The 17,390-nt window shown below is 66.6% G+C and carries 17 protein-coding genes; 10 read left to right on the forward strand and 7 right to left on the reverse strand.

The annotated features are described in order from the left end of the window. Window positions 1–84 precede the first annotated feature (84 nt). The 7 genes from LHP98_RS08075 to LHP98_RS08105 form a co-directional block, all read right to left on the reverse strand. Window positions 85–1,062: an SLAC1 anion channel family protein gene (locus LHP98_RS08075; RefSeq protein WP_227252001.1), complete on the reverse strand. Its 978-nt coding sequence runs from the start codon at window positions 1,060–1,062 to the stop codon at window positions 85–87. Between the two features lie 82 nt (window positions 1,063–1,144). After that, window positions 1,145–1,288 carry a cytochrome bd-I oxidase subunit CydX gene (cydX, locus tag LHP98_RS08080; protein WP_227252002.1) on the reverse strand — a complete coding sequence of 48 codons (144 nt, stop codon included), beginning with the start codon at window positions 1,286–1,288 and terminating at the stop codon, window positions 1,145–1,147. Window positions 1,289–1,303: 15 nt separating this feature from the next. Beyond that, window positions 1,304–2,467: a cytochrome d ubiquinol oxidase subunit II gene (gene cydB, locus LHP98_RS08085; RefSeq protein WP_227252003.1), complete on the reverse strand. Its 1,164-nt coding sequence runs from the start codon at window positions 2,465–2,467 to the stop codon at window positions 1,304–1,306. A 5-nt stretch (window positions 2,468–2,472) separates the two neighbouring features. After that, entirely contained in the window at window positions 2,473–4,083 is a 1,611-nt protein-coding gene (locus LHP98_RS08090; RefSeq protein ID WP_227252004.1) for a cytochrome ubiquinol oxidase subunit I, read from the reverse strand. A gap of 230 nt (window positions 4,084–4,313) precedes the next feature. Continuing rightward, entirely contained in the window at window positions 4,314–5,120 is an 807-nt protein-coding gene (locus LHP98_RS08095; RefSeq protein ID WP_227252005.1) for a hypothetical protein, read from the reverse strand. Continuing rightward, window positions 5,117–6,670 (reverse strand): ATP-binding cassette domain-containing protein, encoded by a 1,554-nt coding sequence (locus LHP98_RS08100; RefSeq protein ID WP_227252006.1) that lies wholly within the window; start codon window positions 6,668–6,670, stop codon window positions 5,117–5,119. Before LHP98_RS08100 ends, LHP98_RS08095 begins: the two co-directional genes overlap by 4 nt. A 150-nt stretch (window positions 6,671–6,820) precedes the next feature. Further along, window positions 6,821–7,078 (reverse strand): hypothetical protein, encoded by a 258-nt coding sequence (locus LHP98_RS08105; RefSeq protein WP_227252007.1) that lies wholly within the window; start codon window positions 7,076–7,078, stop codon window positions 6,821–6,823. A gap of 252 nt (window positions 7,079–7,330) precedes the next feature. Here LHP98_RS08105 and LHP98_RS08110 point away from each other — a divergent pair, with 252 nt between their 5' ends. From LHP98_RS08110 to LHP98_RS08155, 10 genes are all read left to right on the forward strand, one after another. After that, window positions 7,331–8,551, forward strand: coding sequence for an HlyD family efflux transporter periplasmic adaptor subunit (locus LHP98_RS08110; RefSeq protein ID WP_227252008.1), 1,221 nt, complete (start codon window positions 7,331–7,333; stop codon window positions 8,549–8,551). Next, window positions 8,548–9,720 carry an FtsX-like permease family protein gene (locus tag LHP98_RS08115; protein ID WP_227252009.1) on the forward strand — a complete coding sequence of 391 codons (1,173 nt, stop codon included), beginning with the start codon at window positions 8,548–8,550 and terminating at the stop codon, window positions 9,718–9,720. The genes LHP98_RS08110 and LHP98_RS08115 overlap by 4 nt, the downstream gene beginning before the upstream one ends. Window positions 9,721–9,728: 8 nt before the next feature. Beyond that, on the forward strand, window positions 9,729–10,424 hold the full coding sequence (locus LHP98_RS08120; RefSeq protein ID WP_227252010.1) for an ATP-binding cassette domain-containing protein: 696 nt from the start codon (window positions 9,729–9,731) through the stop codon (window positions 10,422–10,424). A gap of 163 nt (window positions 10,425–10,587) precedes the next feature. Beyond that, the gene (locus LHP98_RS08125; protein ID WP_227252011.1) at window positions 10,588–11,454 is read left to right on the forward strand and encodes an FAD binding domain-containing protein; all 867 of its coding nucleotides are present in this window, start codon (window positions 10,588–10,590) and stop codon (window positions 11,452–11,454) included. Continuing rightward, the gene (locus LHP98_RS08130; protein WP_227252012.1) at window positions 11,451–11,930 is read left to right on the forward strand and encodes a (2Fe-2S)-binding protein; all 480 of its coding nucleotides are present in this window, start codon (window positions 11,451–11,453) and stop codon (window positions 11,928–11,930) included. The genes LHP98_RS08125 and LHP98_RS08130 overlap by 4 nt, the downstream gene beginning before the upstream one ends. After that, window positions 11,930–14,179 carry a xanthine dehydrogenase family protein molybdopterin-binding subunit gene (locus tag LHP98_RS08135; RefSeq protein ID WP_227252013.1) on the forward strand — a complete coding sequence of 750 codons (2,250 nt, stop codon included), beginning with the start codon at window positions 11,930–11,932 and terminating at the stop codon, window positions 14,177–14,179. Before LHP98_RS08130 ends, LHP98_RS08135 begins: the two co-directional genes overlap by 1 nt. Then, window positions 14,172–14,414, forward strand: coding sequence for a MoaD/ThiS family protein (locus LHP98_RS08140; protein ID WP_227252014.1), 243 nt, complete (start codon window positions 14,172–14,174; stop codon window positions 14,412–14,414). Before LHP98_RS08135 ends, LHP98_RS08140 begins: the two co-directional genes overlap by 8 nt. Window positions 14,415–14,770: 356 nt before the next feature. Further along, the gene (locus LHP98_RS08145) at window positions 14,771–15,964 is read left to right on the forward strand and encodes a tyrosine-type recombinase/integrase (RefSeq protein WP_227252015.1); all 1,194 of its coding nucleotides are present in this window, start codon (window positions 14,771–14,773) and stop codon (window positions 15,962–15,964) included. A 4-nt stretch (window positions 15,965–15,968) separates the two neighbouring features. Further along, a complete protein-coding gene (locus LHP98_RS08150; RefSeq protein WP_227252016.1) occupies window positions 15,969–17,048 on the forward strand; it encodes a hypothetical protein in 1,080 nt (359 codons plus the stop codon). A gap of 123 nt (window positions 17,049–17,171) precedes the next feature. After that, window positions 17,172–17,360: a helix-turn-helix transcriptional regulator gene (locus LHP98_RS08155; RefSeq protein WP_227252017.1), complete on the forward strand. Its 189-nt coding sequence runs from the start codon at window positions 17,172–17,174 to the stop codon at window positions 17,358–17,360. Window positions 17,361–17,390 lie beyond the last annotated feature (30 nt).

Genomic DNA, 17,390 nt, shown 5'->3' on the forward strand with positions numbered 1-17,390 from the left:
TCGGACCGATGCCAATCGTCGCATCCAACCGGTTCTCGGCCGGGCGCCATGGTCCCCTGGCGACAGCAGCCGGCACAGACCAGGCTACTCGGGCACGCAGATCGTGCCGGCCCAGATGGCCGCGATCGTGCGCAGGATCAGCCCGGTCACGATCGCGATCAGCAGCACCAACAGGCCGGCACCGATAACCAGGTGCGGCGTCGATTGAGCGATATGGGCATAGGTGAAGCTGGCGATGGACAGTGCTGCCACCGGGAACGACAGGGCCCACCACGACATTGCAAAGGGCATGGTCCGGAACTTGCCGACCTGGGTCAGCACCAGCAGCGCGAAGACGTAGGCCGTGTTCAGAAGGAAATGCCCGAACGGACCCGGAGCGCCCTCAAGCCGGGTCCAGGCGATGAAGGCCACCGCGGGCGGGGCGATCAGGATCATCAGCGTGGGAACCATGCGGCCCGGCAGCGGATCGTGGAACATCAGCCGGTTCATCACCAGTGTCAGCAGCACCACCCAGAAGATCAGCCCGCCGGAATAGAACAGCCACGAGATCTCGACATAGCCCAGCTTGGCGCCGACCAGGGGCACGATCACGTTGCCCACGGCCGGAATGAACCAGGCGGGGGTCATCTGCCCCGGCTGGAACGGTCGGTGGCTGATCCACGAACCGATCACGGCCAGTGCAAGCAGGCCCTGCGCCAGGGTCGCCACCATCCAGATCTGGCGCGCCAGGGCCGGCATCACATCGATCAGCGCCGTGGACATCAGGAGGAACGAGATGGTGATGGCCGGAAAGAACGCGATGCGGACCGGATGGTGCCATTCGGCGGCGACATGGTCGGGGTGGCGGATTGCCTTGGCAAGGTAGAACAGCACCACCAGCGCCAGCAGGAACGATGACAGGGCCAGCAGCCCGACCGATATGTCATGGGCCAGTCCGAAGGCGGTTTCTTCGGCACGCACGGCCAGGGTCAGACCCATCATCCCCATGCCCGTCGCAAAGAAGGTGATCGGGAAATGCGCCAGTCGGCTGTGCTGTTCTGCGTGGGCAGTCACTACGGTCATGGTCTTCTCATATGTGAGAGAGCGGATCGGAAGGGAACCTTCGGGGGCCGGGCGCCGTCCCCGCAGGTTTCCCTGCGGCTGGTCAGCGCCGCGATCTCTTGCTGGCGGCACCTTCGTGCCCCAGGGCGATCGTCGCTTCGTGTTCCTTCAGTTCAAGCCACATCGCGTTCATCACCGCGAAGATGGCGGCCAGCGGCAGGCCAAGGATCCAGGCGAAATACCACATTGGACCGTCCTTCCTTCAGTAAACGGAATGGCTGTTCTCGGTGACGTCGGCCTCGGTGACCTTGCCCCACAGCACTTTGTAGACCCAGGCCGTATAGGCCAGGATCAGCGGCATGAAGATCAGTGCGCAGACCAGCATGATGAACAGCGTCAGGTGCGAGGACGAGCTGTTCCAGACCGTCAGCGACGAGCGCGGGTCCGACGACGACGGCATGATGAACGGGAACATCGTCAGCCCGACCGAAGAGATCACGCCCAGGATCGACAGTTTCGAGAACAGCAGGGTTGACACCTCGCGCCCTGCCCGCAGCCCGGCAAAGGTCAGCAGCCCGCCCAGGATGCCCAGCGCCGGGGCGATGGCGATCCAGGGGCGGTCGGCATAGGCGGACAGCCAGCTTGCGCTGCGCTCGACCTGGAAATGCAGCGGGTTCGACGGGCCGCCGGTGGCATAGTCGCCGACGATGCGGAAGCCCTCGATCCCCAGCGCCAGCCAGACCCCGGCGCCGACATAGGCCGCGACCGCCACCAGCGCCGCGACCGAGCCGATCGACCGCGCGCGCCGTTGCACCGGCCCCTCGGTCTTGAGCGTCAGCCAGGCGCCGCCGTGCATCACCAGCATCGCCAGCGACACCACCCCGGCCAGGATCGAGAACGGGTCCAGAAGGCCGATGAACTTGGCGTACCAGACGCCTTCGTAGATGCTATGCAGGTCGTCGGTGAAGTGGAAGGGCACGCCCTGGATCACGTTTCCCACCGCGACGCCGAACAGCAGCGCCGGCACCGCGCCGCTGGCGAACAGCGCCCAGTCCCAGGCCGACCGCCAGGCCGCCGCGTCGCGCTTGGAGCGGTACTTGAACGCCACCGGGCGCACGATGAAGGCGGCCAGCACGACGAACATCGCCAGGTAGAAACCCGAGAAGCTGACCGCATAAAGCGGCGGCCAGGCGGCGAAGATCGCGCCGCCGCCCAGGATGAACCAGACCTGGTTGCCTTCCCAGACCGGGCCGACGGTGTTGATCGCCACGCGGCGTTCCACATCGCTGCGCCCGACGAAGGGGATCAGCGCGCCGACCCCCATGTCGAAGCCATCGGTCAGGGCAAAACCGATCAGCAGCACCCCCAGAAGCAGCCACCAGATGACACGCAGCGTCTCGTAACTCAGCAGTTCACTCAGGATCATGGCATTCACTCCGCGGGCGTGGCGATGGCGTCGGCGTTGCGGCGACCGGCCAGGCGGTCCTTGTGCCGGGCGTTCCAGGCCTCGGTCTCGTCGACATCCTGGAACGGGCCTTTGCGGATGTAATTCAGCATCAGGCCCATCTCGATGATGAAGAGCACCGAGTAGAAGGTGACGAAGCCGGCCAGCGTCAGGGCGACCTCGGTCACCGACAGTTCCGAGACCGACATCGCGGTGGGCAGGATGCCGTCCACCGTCCAGGGCTGGCGGCCGAACTCGGCGACGAACCAGCCCATCTCGGCGGCGATCCAGGGCGCCGGGATCATCCAGACCGCCAGATGCAGCGCCCAGCGCGGACAGACCATCTGCCGGAACGAGGCGCGCCAGAAGAAATAAGCCATGGTGGCGATGAAGCCGAAGCCGAGGCCCACCATGAAGCGGAAGGCCCAGAACAACGGCCAGACCGTCGGCACCGTGTCGTTGGCGGCGGCCTTGATCTGGTCTTCGGTCGCGGTGCGCGGGTCGTCGACGTATTTGCGCAGCAGGAAGGCGAAGCCAAGGTCGGCCGAGTGCTGCTCGAAGGTGGCAAGCACGGCCGGGTCGGCGGCGTCGCGCGCCTCGCGGACATGCATCAGCGCGTCATAGGCGATCAGCCCTGACCGGATGCGGGTCTCGGCCGAGGCGACGAGGTCGGCAATCCCCGGAATCTCGGTGGTCAGCGACCGGGTTCCGATCAGGCCCATCATGAACGGCAGGTGGATGGCATAGTGCGTCTCGCGCGCTTGCTGGTCGGGAAAGCCGAAGACGGTGAATGGGGCCGGGGCGGGTTCGGTGTGCCACATGCCCTCGATCGCAGCCAGTTTCATCTTCTGGCTGTGGGTGGCCGAATAGCCGCTTTCGTCGCCCAGCAGCACCACCGAAAAGGCCGAGGCCAAGCCGAAGACCGCCGCCACGGTGATCGAGCGGCGGGCCAGTTCGGTGTGGCGGGCGCGCAGCATGTACCAGGCCGAAACCCCCAGCACGAAGACCGAAGCGGTGACGTAGCCCGCACTGACGGTATGGACGAACTTGGCCTGCGCCACGTCGTTGAACAGCACTTCGAAGAAGTCCGACATCTCCATCCGCATGGTCATCGGATTGAACTCGGCCCCGACCGGGTTCTGCATCCAGCCGTTGGCGATCAGGATCCACAGCGCCGAGAAGTTCGAGCCGATCGCCACCAGCCAGGTCACCACCAGGTGCGCAACCTTCGACATCTTGTCCCAGCCAAAGAACATCAGGCCGACGAAGGTGGCCTCCAGGAAGAAGGGCATCAGGCCTTCGATCGCCAGCGGCGCGCCGAAGATGTCGCCGACATAGTGGCTGTAGTAGCTCCAGTTCATGCCGAACTGGAATTCCATGGTGATGCCGGTGGCGACCCCGAGGACGAAGTTGATGCCGAAGAGCGTGGCCCAGAACTTGGTCATCTGTCGCCAGATGGGCCGGTTGGTCATGACGTAGACCGTCTCCATGATCGCGACCAGGATCGACAGACCCAGGGTCAGCGGCACGAAGAGAAAATGATACATCGCCGTCATCGCGAATTGCAGGCGAGACAGTTCGACGATCCCGAATTCCATGAATTCCGCACCAGATAGTGACACGCAGCGCCGGCAGACGCATCTACGTATAGGAATACATGCAAGCGTATTCCGCCTCTGCCTTGATCTGAATCAAAATCCGCATAATTGGCGTGACTTTAATTTTGGAGGGCGGTGCTTGGCTGCGATCGGGGTCGCGGCGTGCCGTGATGCTGCCGCCGCCGCCCCGGATGGCAGCGCCGCGTCGTTGATCCGCTTGCGCGGTCTGCTCAGCCTTGCGGGACTGAGGCCCCCTGGCAACGATGCAACGGAATCAACTGTCCAACCCCCGCAAGGTCGGTCTCCCGGTGCGAGGCGAACAGCATGGCCGTCTGAGGCAGCGCGTCGGCCAGTTCCTGCAGCACGGCGGCGGCGGTTTCGCGGTCCAGACCCTCGGTCGGTTCGTCAAGCAGCAACAGCGCCGACCGGCGCAGGGCGGCGCGCGCAAGTGCCAGCCGCCGCGCCAGCCGGGTCAGGCGCGGCCCGGCCAAGACCCACAGCAAGACAAGCCCGGCCAGGTGACTGCCGGCCACCGCCAGCGCCACGACAGGCCCGGCCAGCGCCCAGACCGCGGCCGATCCGACGGCCAGGCTCGCCGCTGCGGCGAGCGCCGGAAAGACCAGCCGGATCAACAGACCCTCGGCTGCGTCCAGATCGGCGGTCAGCCGGTTCAGACCCTCGGCCGAACGCAACCGCAGAAGGTCGGGCAACGGCCGGTTGGAAAGCCCGCGAAACAGGCCCAGCCGCAGGCTGTTCAGCGCCCGCAGGGTTGCGTCGTGGCCGGTCAGACGCTCGCCGTAGCGGGCGGCCGCGCGTCCGAAAGTGGTCAGGCGGATCACTGCCGAGGGGCGAAAGAAGTCGAACACCAGGCCAGTCCCGGCCAGCCCGGCCACCGCGGTGGCCGCGACGAACCATCCCGAGAGGCCCATCAGCAGCAGCCCGGCAAGCGGCACCAGCGCCGCCAGCGCCACCGCGGCCAGGAACCGGCCGCGCCCGGCGCGGAACAGTTGCAGGGCCAGTCTAGAGGTCGCGCTCATGCCGCACCCCCGATCCGGATCACCCGGTCCAGACGCGCAATCAGCGCCGGGTCGTGGGTGGCGACCAAGAGCCCGGTGCCTTCGGTGCGCAGCGCCAACAGCGCCTCGGTCACCTGCGCCGCGGTGGCGGCGTCAAGGTCGGCAGTCGGCTCGTCCACCAGAAGGAGAGCCGGACGGTCGATCAGCGCCCGCGCGATCAGCACTCGCCTTGCCTCGCCGCCCGAAAGCCCGCCGCCGGTTTCACCCAGCCGTGTTGCCAGGCCATTGGGCAGGGCGGAAAGCGCCGCCTCGATTCGCGCCGCCTGCAGCGCCTGGTCCGGGACTTGGGCACGTCCCGAGGTCAGAAAGGCACGCAGACTGGCGGCCGGGAACTGCGGCGCTTGCGGCAAGAGTGCCAGCCGGGACCGGATCGCATCGGCCGTGTCGGGCGCCAGCACCTGGCCTCCATGGCGGATCTCTCCTCTGGCGGCCGGAACCAGCCCGGCGAGGGTGGCCAGCAATGTGGACTTGCCCGCGCCGGACAGGCCGACCAGCGCCACCGCCTCGCCGGGCCCTACAGAGCCATCGGGCACTGCGATCACCGTGCCGGACCCCGGCGCCAGGATCAGACCCGTCCAGGCCGTCGAACCCCGCGGCGCCGGCACAGCAGCCGGCCGCCCGGTGCCCAGAATCAGCGACGACACCTCAAGCCGCGCGCCAATCGCTTCGCCTGATGCCTCGGCCGCGGCGCGGTCGTGCCAGGCGGCGGCCAGGTCTCGCAGCGGCTGGTAGAACTCGGGCGCGATGAGCAGCACGAAGATGCCGCCAAAGGGCGTCAGGCCGTCACCCCAGGCGCCCCAGTGGATCAGACCCAGAAGCGACAGGCCGACATGCACCGCCACCAGCGCCACCCCCAGCGAGGCGAAGAATTCCAGCGTGGCCGAGGACAGGAAGGCCAGCCGCAGCACCTTCATCGTCCGCCTCCGCAGGCTGTCCGAGCGGCTGTCCAGATCGGCCGCCGCGCGCGAACCGGCGCCCAGCAGGCGCAGGTCAACCAGAGCGGCCACGCGATCGATCAACACCCGGTTCAGCGCCCCGGTTTCCACCAGATGGGCGCGGCTGGCCGCCTCGGCCGCCCAGCCGACCAGAGCCATGAAGACGGGGATCAGCGGCCCGGTCAGCAAGAGCGCCAACGCCGCCGACCAGGACTGGCCAAGCGCCAGAAGCAGAATGACCGGCGGCAGCACGCGGGCGCGCAGCGCGGCGGGACGGAAGCGTTCCACCCAGGCGCCGGTCTGCGCCACGCCCTCGCCCATCAGGCTGGCCAGCACGCCGGGACCCTCGGCGCCGCCTTGCGGGGCCAGGCGCAAGGAATGGCCGATCAGTCTGCCCCGCAGGTCCAGCCGCACCTCGCGCGAAAGCCGCTGCGCCAGCGCCAGCGCCCGGGCATCGACCGCGGCGCGCAAGGCCGCCAGGCCCAGGAACGCCACCGCCGCAAGGCCGGGCGAAACCCCGGTCCGCCGGTCATCGCCGAGATCGCCGCCGCGATCAGCGCTGCCTGCGGCAACCACAGAAGCGGCCCTGCGACCGACCAAAGGGCCGCCTGACGGGCCAGCCCGCTGCGCGCCTCGAGCATGGACGCCAGCGCATCCGACCCCGACGCCCGTTGCGCGGCTTCAGCGTCAGCGACGTCTGCAATGCCGGTCACGGGCGTTGCCAGGTCAATCGCCGCCGTCCCGGCCAATTCGATCTGTCCGCGGGACCACCTTGCTTTCCTCCATCTGCGGCGCCGGCCGCATACGTCGCGTGTCTTGCTGACGCAAGTCAAAGCGGATGCCGGGGATGGACAGTGCCGCTGGTGCGGAGCGGGAAACGCAGCTCAGGAGCCTGCTCGACAGGTTCGGGTTGACCTGGTCCCTTGGTTTCGCCTGCTCGACCAGCAGTGCAAGCGGCCCCGGCAGGACGGCGGCGGCGATCATCGCGAACGACCGGATCGGCGCAAGCGTCGGAACGCCCGGTTGCCCATGCGACACCTGGCCACCCCATCGCTGTCTGGCGAAGTCACGGATGAGATCCAGATCACCACGGGTCCGACCCGCCCCGCCGCTTCTGTTCTGAATCGGCGAAGGCGGGATTACCCTTTCCGACTTTGCCGGCTAGAACCGTCCCGACAAAGGCCGCGTCGCCAAGGTTTGACCTGGCGCTTGTACGGCAAGACAAGGATGCCACGGATGACCGGAGGCCAACAAGACGATCTGCCCCTCGACCTGGGGCTTGCCGAGGCGCCGGCGGCCCCCCGGCGGCGCTGGTTTCGCAAGCAGTTCTTGCTGGTCCTGCTGGTGCCGGTCTTCATGTTCACGGGTGCGGTTCTGGGGATGTATTTCCAGCCGCCGGGGCTGCAGAAATTCTATGCCCTGACCGGGCTGCAGCCTGGCGGCGGATCGGACGCGCCCATCGCCTTGCCGCCCAACATCGACCTGCCGCCGAAGATGGCCGAGACGATGCTGCCTTCCGATGTGGTGGGTCTCGCGCGGGTGATGCCGCGGGGCGACGTCTCGGTGGTTGCCGCGCCCTATGGCGCGGGCGACGCGCGGGTGGCCGACATCCTGGTGGCCGTCGGCGACCGGGTGGAAAAGGGCGCGGCGCTGGCCTGGTTGGACAACCGCGGCGCGCTGGACAGCGCCGTGCTGATGGCCGAGGCGAACCTTGCCGTCCGGCAGGCCACGCTGATGCAGACCCGGGCGGCGGTCGAGGCCAGCCGCGACGAGGCGCAAGCGGTGCTGGACCAGGCGACGGCCGCGGCCACCGAGGCCGAGACCAGCCTTGCCCGCACCGAAGAGCTGTTCCTGCGCGGCGTCGCCACCCAGGCCACGCTGGATTCGATGCGCGCGGCAGAGACCGAAGCGAAACAGGCGGTCGCCCGCGCCGAGGCGACGCTCAAGCGCTTTTCGACCGTCGCGCTGGAGGACCAGCCGGATGTCGTGGTCGCCGACCGCAACGTGGCCGCCGCCGAGGCCGACCTCGCGCGCACGAAGCTGGACTTGAGCCGAGCGGCGGTGCTGGCCCCCATTGCGGGCACGATCCTGGACATCCACGCCACGCCCGGCCAGCGCCCTCCGGCCGAGGGGATCATGGAAATGGGCGACACCGGCCAGATGATGGCCGAGGTCGAGGTCTGGCAGGACCGCATCGGCGCCGTCGCCCCCGGCCAGCCGGTCGAACTGGTGGCCGCCGCGCTGGGCCAGTCGTTGCGGGGGCAGGTCGACAGCATCGGCCTGACGGTCGGGCGGCAGGGGCTGATCTCGGATGACGCGGCCGAGAACAAGGACGCCAGGGTGATCCGGGTGCTGGTGGCGCTGGACGCAGAGTCGTCGCTGGTGGCGGCGCGCTTCACCAATCTGGAGGTCATTGCGCGCATCGACACCACGGCGGCCCAGCGGTCCGCGCCATGAGCCGGTTGCTGCAATGGCTGTTCGGGCGGTTGCCGATCGGCTGGCTGCAACTCACGCGCAATCGCCCGCGCTTTGCCGCGGCGCTGGCCGGCGTGGCCTTCGCCAACGTGCTGATCTTCGTGCAACTGGGCATCATGAACTCGATGGGGTCGGCGACCCTGCGGCCCTACGGCTTCTTCCAGGCCGACATCATGATCTCTGCGCCCGACGCCAATGCGCTGTCCGAGGGCGGCAACGTCGCCCGGCAATGGCTGTTGCAGGCCATGGCCGATCCGGACGTGGCCGACGGCATGGCCCTTCTCATCGGCAACGTCCCCTGGGACCGCGGCGAACGCGACATCAGCCTGACCACCTTCGGCATCGACCCGACGAAGCCCGGCTTTCTGTCGCCCGCAATCGCCGGCGACCTGGGCCTGTTGCAGGTGCAGGATGCAGCCCTGCTTGACCGCCTTGCCCGTGGCATCTCGCGCGACGAGGCCGCGGCGATCCGCCCGCAGACGCCGCTGTCCTTCGAAAGCGAAGGCCGCAGGATCACCGCCTATGTCACCTTCGCCGGCGGCGGAGGGTTTGGCGGCGACGGCTACATGATGGTCTCGGACCAGACCTTCCTGTCGCTGTTTCGCACCCGCAGTTCCTCGGCGCCCGACCACATTCTTCTGCGTCTGCGCCCTGGGGCCGATGTGCAGGCGACGGTTGCGCGCCTGCGCAGCCTGATCTCTGACCCGACCCTGCGCATCCGAAGCTATGCCGATGCCGCCCAGGAGGATCTGCGTTATCAGCAGACCAGGCGGCCGACCGGCATCATCTTCGGCTTCGGCGTGCTGATCGGTGTGCTGGTGGGGCTGGTGATCGTCTATCAGGTGCTGTCGACCGACGTGGCCGACCACCTGCGCGAATACGCCACCTTCAAGGCCATGGGCTATGGCCCGCGGTTCTTTCTGGGCATCGTCTTCGAAGAGGCGCTGGTGCTGGGCGTCATGGGCTTCATCCCCGGGCTGATCGTCGGCACCGCGATCCTGACGCTGATGGGTCGGATCACCACCCTGCCGCTGGGCATGACGGCCTCGATGGCGATCAGCGTCTTTCTGGGCACCGTGCTGTTTTCCGCGCTGTCGGGGGCCATCGCCACCCGCCGACTGGCCGCCGCCGACCCTGCCGATCTGTTCTGAGGGCGCTGATGGACAGGGAAGACATCGTCAGTGTGCAGGGGCTGAACCACTGGTTCGGCACCGGAGAAGTGCGCAAGCAGGCGCTCTACGACGTGTCGCTAGCGCTGAAGCGCGGCAGTCTCACCGTGATGATGGGGCCTTCGGGGTCTGGCAAGACGACGGTCCTGACTCTGATCGGCTGCCTGCGCAGTGTGCAGGAAGGCTCGGTCCGCCTGCTGGGGCAAGAGCTGATGGGCGCCACCGAGGCCCAGCTGATCCTGCTGCGCCGCAGGCTGGGCTTCATCTTCCAGGCGCACAATCTGCACGAAAGCCTGACGGCAGTGCAGAACGTGGTTATGGGGGTGCAGGTCCACCCCGGCATTGCCGACGATACCGCCGAGACCGCCGCTGCCCATGCCCTGGGGTTGGTCGGCCTGTCGGACCGCATCGGCTATTTGCCTGCCAACCTGTCCGGCGGGCAGAAGCAGCGCGTCGCGGTGGCCCGGGCGCTGGTCTCGACCCCGGCGCTGGTGCTGGCAGACGAGCCGACCGCGGCGCTGGACAAGGACAGCGCCGCCGAGGTGGTGGATCTGCTGAAGCGGATGGGCAAGACGCGCGGCACGACGACGCTGCTGGTCACCCATGACAACCGCATTCTCGACCGCGCCGACCGCATCCTGTCCTTGGAGGATGGCCGCATCGTGAAAATCGAGGAACGCGCTTGAGGCCATCACCCGGCCCCCAGACCGGGCGGGCGGAATCCGTCACGAACCTTGCGACGGAACCTGCCTTGGTGCGGAATGCCGCTTGACGCGGCAAGCGGCAAGGTGGGCAAAGTTGAACCCATGGCGCAGCGTTCGCGCGCGCCACGATTTGCGGAGAGGCGGGATGAATTATCACAGGCCGACAAGCTTTGAGCAGGCAAGCGCGATCGCGGCCGCAGCGGCTGGCGTCACGCGGTTTCTGGCCGGCGGCACAGACGTGCTGGTGCAATTGCGTGCCGGCACGGTCACGCCAGACGACCTGATCGACCTCAAGCACATACCCGGTGTGAAAGAGATCGCGCCCACGGCCGAAGGCGGCTGGCGGATCGGCGTCGCGGTCTCGGGGGCGGACCTGGGCCGCCATGCCGGTCTGTGCGCCGACTGGCCCGGGGTGGTCGAGGGGATGCGGCTGGTTGGCTCGATCCAGGTCCAGGGCCGGGCCACGCTGGCCGGCAACCTGTGCAACGGATCGGCTGCGGCCGACAGCGTGCCGGGACTGGTGGCCGCTGCGGCCCGGGTATCCGTCGTCGGGCCGCAGGGCCGGCGCGAGCTGGCGGTGGAAGACATCCCTGCCGGGCCGGGCCGGACGGTGCTGGCGCCAGGAGAGCTGATCGCGGCAATCATCCTGCCGGCGCGGGGCGCGCGCGGTGGCGACGCCTATCTGCGCTTCATTCCGCGCACCGAGATGGACATCGCGGTGGTCGGCGCTGCGGTGAACCTGCGGTTGGACGGCGACCGCGTGGCTGAGGCGCGGGTTGCCCTGGGCGCGGTTGCCCCCCGGATCCTTCTGGTCCCCGAAGCGGCTGATGCGATTCTGGGCACGCCGCTGGACGCCAGCGCGCTGTCCGCGCTGGCAGCGGCGGCCACGGCGGCGGCCCGCCCGATCACCGACCGGCGCGGCACCGCCGAGTTTCGCCGCGAGGTGGTGGGTGTGCTGGTCTGCCGGGCCGCGCGCATCGCATACCAACGCGCCGGAGGAGCCGCGACATGACCAAGACCCACGTGACCGCCACGGTCAACGGCGACCCGGTCGAATTCCTTGCCGACCCGCGCGAGACGCTGCTGGATTGCCTGCGCGACCACCTCGGACTGACCGGCTCGAAAGAAGGCTGCGGCACTGGCGACTGCGGCGCCTGTTCGGTGCTGCTCGACGATGTGCTGGTCTGTTCCTGCCTGGTGTTGGGCGTTGAAGCCCAGGGCGCGCGGGTCGAGACGGTCGAAGGGATGGCGCAGGGCGGAACGCTGCACCCGTTGCAGCGCAAGTTCATCGAACATGCCGCGCTGCAGTGCGGCTTCTGCACGCCGGGCATCCTGGTGGCGGCCAAGGCGCTGCTGGATCGCAACCCCGACCCGACCGAAAGCGAGGTGCGCTTCGGGCTGGCGGGGAACCTCTGCCGCTGCACTGGCTATGACAAGATCGTGCGCGCCGTGCTGGACGCGGCGGCCGAAATGCGGGGGGCACAGTGATGGCGAAGGATGAAACCGCAACGTTCCGGCTGATCGGCACCCGGCCTGACCGGCCCGACGGGCTGGACAAGGTGACTGGCCGCGCCCGCTATGGCGCCGACGTCCAGGCGCCCGGCATGCTGCACGGCGCCGTGGTGCGCTCGCCCCATGCCCATGCCCGCATCCTGCGCATCGACGCTTCGAAGGCGCTGGCGCTGGACGGGGTAAAGGCGGTCGTTACCCGCGCCGACCTTCCCTCCGGCCTGACCGGCGAGGACTGGAACCTGCAGGAAAACACCCTGGCCGGCGAGGTGGCGCTGTATGACGGCCATGCCGTGGCTGCGGTGGCCGCCACCTCGAAACTGCGGGCGCAGGATGCCGCCCGGCTGGTCGAGGTGGAATACGAGATCCTGCCGCATGTGACCGACGTTGACGAGGCGATCCGCCCCGACGCTCCGGCGATCCGGCCGGGCGCGGCCGATCACTCGGTGCCGACCGGGTCGCCCCCCAACCTGGTTCGCCAGATCGACTTTGGCCATGGCGATCTGGAGGCCGGCTTTGCCGCGGCCGACCTGGTCCGCGAACAGACCTACCGGACCGAGGCCACGCACCAGGGCTATATCGAGCCGCAAGCCTGCCTGGGCCAGCTTGGGGCCGATGGCAAGGGCGAGATGTGGGTCTGCACCCAGGGCCAGTGGTACATCCGCCGGATGTGCGCCGCCGTTCTGGGAATCGAGGCGGCGCAACTGCGGGTGACGCCGTCGGAGATCGGCGGCGGGTTCGGCGGCAAGACCACGATCTTCATGGAACCGCTGGCGCTGGCGCTGTCGCGCAAGGCAGGTGGTCGGCCGGTCAAGCTGGTGATGAGCCGGGCCGAGGTAATGCGGGCGACCGGGCCCACCGGCTCGGCCTCGATGGACGTGAAGCTGGGGATGACGGCCGAAGGCATGATCACTGCGGCGAAGGTGACGTTCCGGATGCAGGGCGGACCCTTCGTCGGCGCCTCTCCGGTGGGCGAGGCACTCAGCTGCGCGCTGGCCTGCTACACTGTCCCGGCGGTGCACCACCTGGGCCTTGAGGTGCTGGCCAACCGGCCCAAGGCTGCGGCCTACCGCGCGCCGGGCGCGCCGATGGCGGCCTTTGCGGTGGAAAGCCTGCTGGACGAGATGTGCCGCGAATTGCAGCTGGACCCGATCGAGGTGCGCCTGAAGAATGCCGCGCACGAGGGCACAAAGGCCAGCTATGGCCCCACCTACAAGCGCATCGGCCTGGTCGAGACGCTGCAAGCCACAAAGACGCATCCGAACCTGTCGCTGCCACTGGGGCCGAACCAGGGCCGCGGCGTGGCCGCAGGGTTCTGGTTCAACCATGGCGGCGAGACCTCGGTCAGCCTGGCCATCGGTGAGGACGGCACGGTGCAGGTTTCGATCGGCACGCCCGACATCGGCGGCAGCCGCGCCAGCCTGGCGCTGATGGTGGCCGAGACGCTGGGGATTCCCTACGAGAATGTCCGGGTGAACGTGGTGGAAACCGGCGCGCTGGGGGTCAACGAGCCGACCCATGGCAGCCGCGCCACCTTTGCCAGCGGCAAGGCCGCGGTCGAGTCGGCCCGGCAGGCCATTGCGCAGATGTGTCGGCGCGCCGCGGCGGCCTGGGGGATAGACCCCGACGCGGTCGAATGGCGCGACGGGGCGGCGGTGCCCTCGGGCGACAACGCCGGAAAGTTCCCGCCGATGACCATCGCCGAAATCGGCGCGGCCATGGGCAGCACCGGGGGCCCGATCTCGGGCCATCACGAAACCACCGCCGGCGGGGTTGGGGCCAGCTTCGGCGTGCACGTCGTGGATGTCGAGGTCGATCCCGAAACCGGGCGCACCACGGTCCTGCGCTACCTGGTGGTGCAGGACGCCGGCCGCGCCATCCATCCGGCCTATGTCGAGGGACAGTATCAGGGTGGCGCCGCACAGGGCATCGGCTGGGCGCTGAACGAGGAATATGTCTACGGCGCCGACGGCAGGCTGCAGAACCCGCTGTTCCTGGACTACCGGATGCCGGTCGCCTCGGACCTGCCGATGATCGACACGGTGATTGTCGAAGTGCCGAACCCCGGCCATCCCTATGGCGTGCGCGGCGTCGGCGAGACCGGCATCACGCCGCCTCTGCCGGCGCTTGCCAATGCCATCGCGGCGGCCACCGGCCTGCGGTTGCGCAGCCTGCCGATGTCGCCGCCCAAGGTCCTGGCGGCGCTGCGGGCGCGCGCGAATGGTTGACGTCCACCTCTGGTCGGGGCTGCGGCAACTGGCCGGAGATGCGGTCGTGGTGACGGTCAAGGCAGCGACAGCGCGCGAGATGCTGGCCGCGCTGCAGACCGCGCACCCCGGCCTTGCACCGGTGATCCGCGGCGGTGTTTCGGTGGTTGTCGACGGCGAGATGGTGACCGACCTCACCGCCCCGATTCACCCCGGCGCCGAGATCTATCTGATGCAGCGCATCAAGGGAGGCTGAGCCGCCGGCCGATCACCCTGCCGGGAATCCGGCACAAGGGCAATTCGGTGCGCTTTGGCAAGCGAGGCATCGTCAAGCGAGGGAATTCCCGGCGATCCGCCAGGGATACCCACCGTTGCGCGGCCGGACAAAAGAGTCAGGGCCCCTTGCGGGGGCCCCTGAAATCTTCCGGCTTGCAGTGAGAAATGGTGCCCAGAAGAGGCATTGAATGGCAGAGTATCGGCACATCATGCAGTATCAGCGAAAACGATAGAGCGGCGAAAACTCAACACAAACGGGAAAAATGGAGAGCACGGGCTTTCAATCCGTATCACCTCATACTAAATCTTGAGGGGGATACAAAGGTGGATTGAAAAATGGCACGCACCATGAACCGGTTGAACGCGCCCGCCGTCAAAGCAGCAAAGCCTGGAAAACATGCTGACGGCGGTGGCCTGTGGCTGCATGTGCGGCCCGATGGCGGCTCGCAATGGGTCTTGCGCGTCACGGTTCACGGGCGGCGGCGGGAAATGGGCCTAGGGTCAGCAAGCGAAGTTTCCCTCAAGGAAGCGCGCGAAAATGCGGAACGGGCGCGGGCGTTGGTTCGGGCCGAGAAAGACCCGATCAAAGAACGGATCAAGGAACGCAAGGAAGCCGCGCGCAACCTTCACCTCTTCAAGGATATCGCTAAAGACGCCTTTGAAAGCAGGAAGGCCGAACTGAAGGGCGATGGCGTGGCAGGTCGCTGGTTCAGCCCCTTGGAGCTGCACATCCTGCCCAAGCTGGGCAAGGTCCCGGTTTCGGACATTGATCAGAACGATATCCGCGACGTGCTTGCCCCGATCTGGCATACGAAAGCCGAGACAGCCCGCAAGGCAATGAACCGGCTGGGCATCTGCCTGACCCATGCGGCGGCGCTGGGCTTGGAAGTGGACTTGCAGGCGACAGAGAAAGCTCGCGCCCTTCTGGGCAAGCAACGCCACAAGCCCCAGAACGTGCCCGCTATGGCTTGGCGCGACGTGCCCGCCTTCTATGCCAGCCTTTCCGACGGCAGCATCACGCACCTTGCCTTGCGTCTTCTGATCTTGACTGGCGTACGGTCCGGGCCTGTGCGGTTCCTGAAGGAAGAGCAGATCGAAGGGGACGTCTGGACGATCCCTGGCGAGGGGATGAAAGGCCGCAAGGATGAAACAGCGGATTTTCGGGTGCCACTGTCCCATGAGGCGCAAGACATTCTGAAGGCAGCACGGCAACACGCCCGCAACGGCTTTATGTTCCCAAGCGTCCGCAAGGGCGTGATCTCGGACGCCACAATGTCTCGCTTAATGGAACGCGCCAAGCTGGACGCCCGCCCGCACGGTTTCCGGTCCAGCCTGAGAGATTGGATTGCAGAAACGACTGAAACCCCGCACGATATTGCCGAAACCTGCCTTGGGCACACCGTGGGCGGATCGGTCGAACGGGCATATCGACGGACAGACTTTTTGGACCAACGGCGGGTGCTGATGGAACGCTGGGCAAAGCATGTGACGGGGCAGAATGGGCAAGTTGTGCAAATGGTAAAGGGATGAGGTGATGGAGGCCTTCAAGAGGCAGGAGGTGGCGGGCTATGCGTCGGTTGCCGAAGCTGCTCTATGGCTGGCCTTTGGCGAACTTCCAGATGCCAACTGGCGCGAGGTGAGGGAATACCGCGACGAAGTTGGGGCGTTTCTCGGGGAGGAATACTATTGGACTGACGGCCAAAGCCTTTATGTCGACAGCCGTGTAATGCCAGAAGAGATTCTAGAGTTTGGCGGAAGCCAGTTTAGCTTCTCCCCTTACCTCTCGGCTAGTCTTTTGAGGGAAATACTCCCCGGCGTTGACATCGTGCTTTACAACAAGATGGTTGAATTGTGCGATGACCGAAGCCCGGACGAAATTCGGGAACAGAACCAGCGTTTCCATACAAATTTTGAAGCCATTCGACACTCCCTTGATCCTGCAAAAGTAGACTTTGAGGATATGGAGGCGCGTTGCGCTGAGATGGAGAAGGAGAACAGGAATGAATTAGAAGCTGCGATCTGGCTGAACATGACTCTCGCACCCGTAAGACACGCCCTTTCACGCGCGCAGGCCGCTATCTTCGGCGCACTCGCGGATGGTAGGCTTGTTGGCCACGGAGTTTGGCTAGTGCCCGATGACGAAGGGACACCTGAGGGAGTTGTCGAAGTGCCATGGGCAACTGTCGCGAAAGAGTTGTGGACCCTTGAGGGTATAGATTGGCGAAAGTCTAACTTAAAGGTAGTTGGTGGATCATATTGGGGTATTGTGGTGGAGACGCGGTTGCTTCTATCCGAGTTCGCAAAGCCAAAACTTTCGCCAAGAAGAATCACCGCTGACCTTTTCGGCGACACCATTCTGTTGAATGGGCAAGCTGGATCAGGTGATGAAATCGCCGCAAGGCGGCCGCGTGGTCAACCCCAGAAACTGGAAATAATTGCGGAGAAGCTGCTAGTCGCTCATCTTGCAAGGCGTCTGGAGGAGGGCTTTCCCTATCAAAAGGAAGCCTTAGTTAGAGAGGCGCAGGTGTGGGCGGAAAGCATAGGAGTTCAGGTAGGGCGTAGCACTTTCGAGCGCACAATTTCCAGAATTATGACCGATCTGCCCAGAAAGTAGCTGGGTTAAACTAGCACAATTCTGGGGAAGTATTGCCCAAATCTGGTTCGCGTTTGGGGTTCGCCCGCTGGCTCGCCTTTGCGACAATCAGCCCATATCAACCGTATATGAGGCCGCGCAAAGATGATCACCGATCCCCTACTGACCGCACGCGAAGGTGCGGCAGTCCTGCAAATCAGTATCCCGACCTTTTGGCGACGTGTATCCGATGGCACGGTTCCCAAGCCGGTCAAGATCGGCGCACTATCCCGCTGGCCACGTTCAGAAGTGCTTGCCGTGATCGAGCAGGCCAAAGCGCGGCGGGCGGGCTGATCGTGCGACGCAAGGCTGACAGAACTGGGC

Source organism: Rhodobacter sp. Har01, from assembly GCF_020564565.1.
Lineage (GTDB): Bacteria > Pseudomonadota > Alphaproteobacteria > Rhodobacterales > Rhodobacteraceae > Pseudogemmobacter.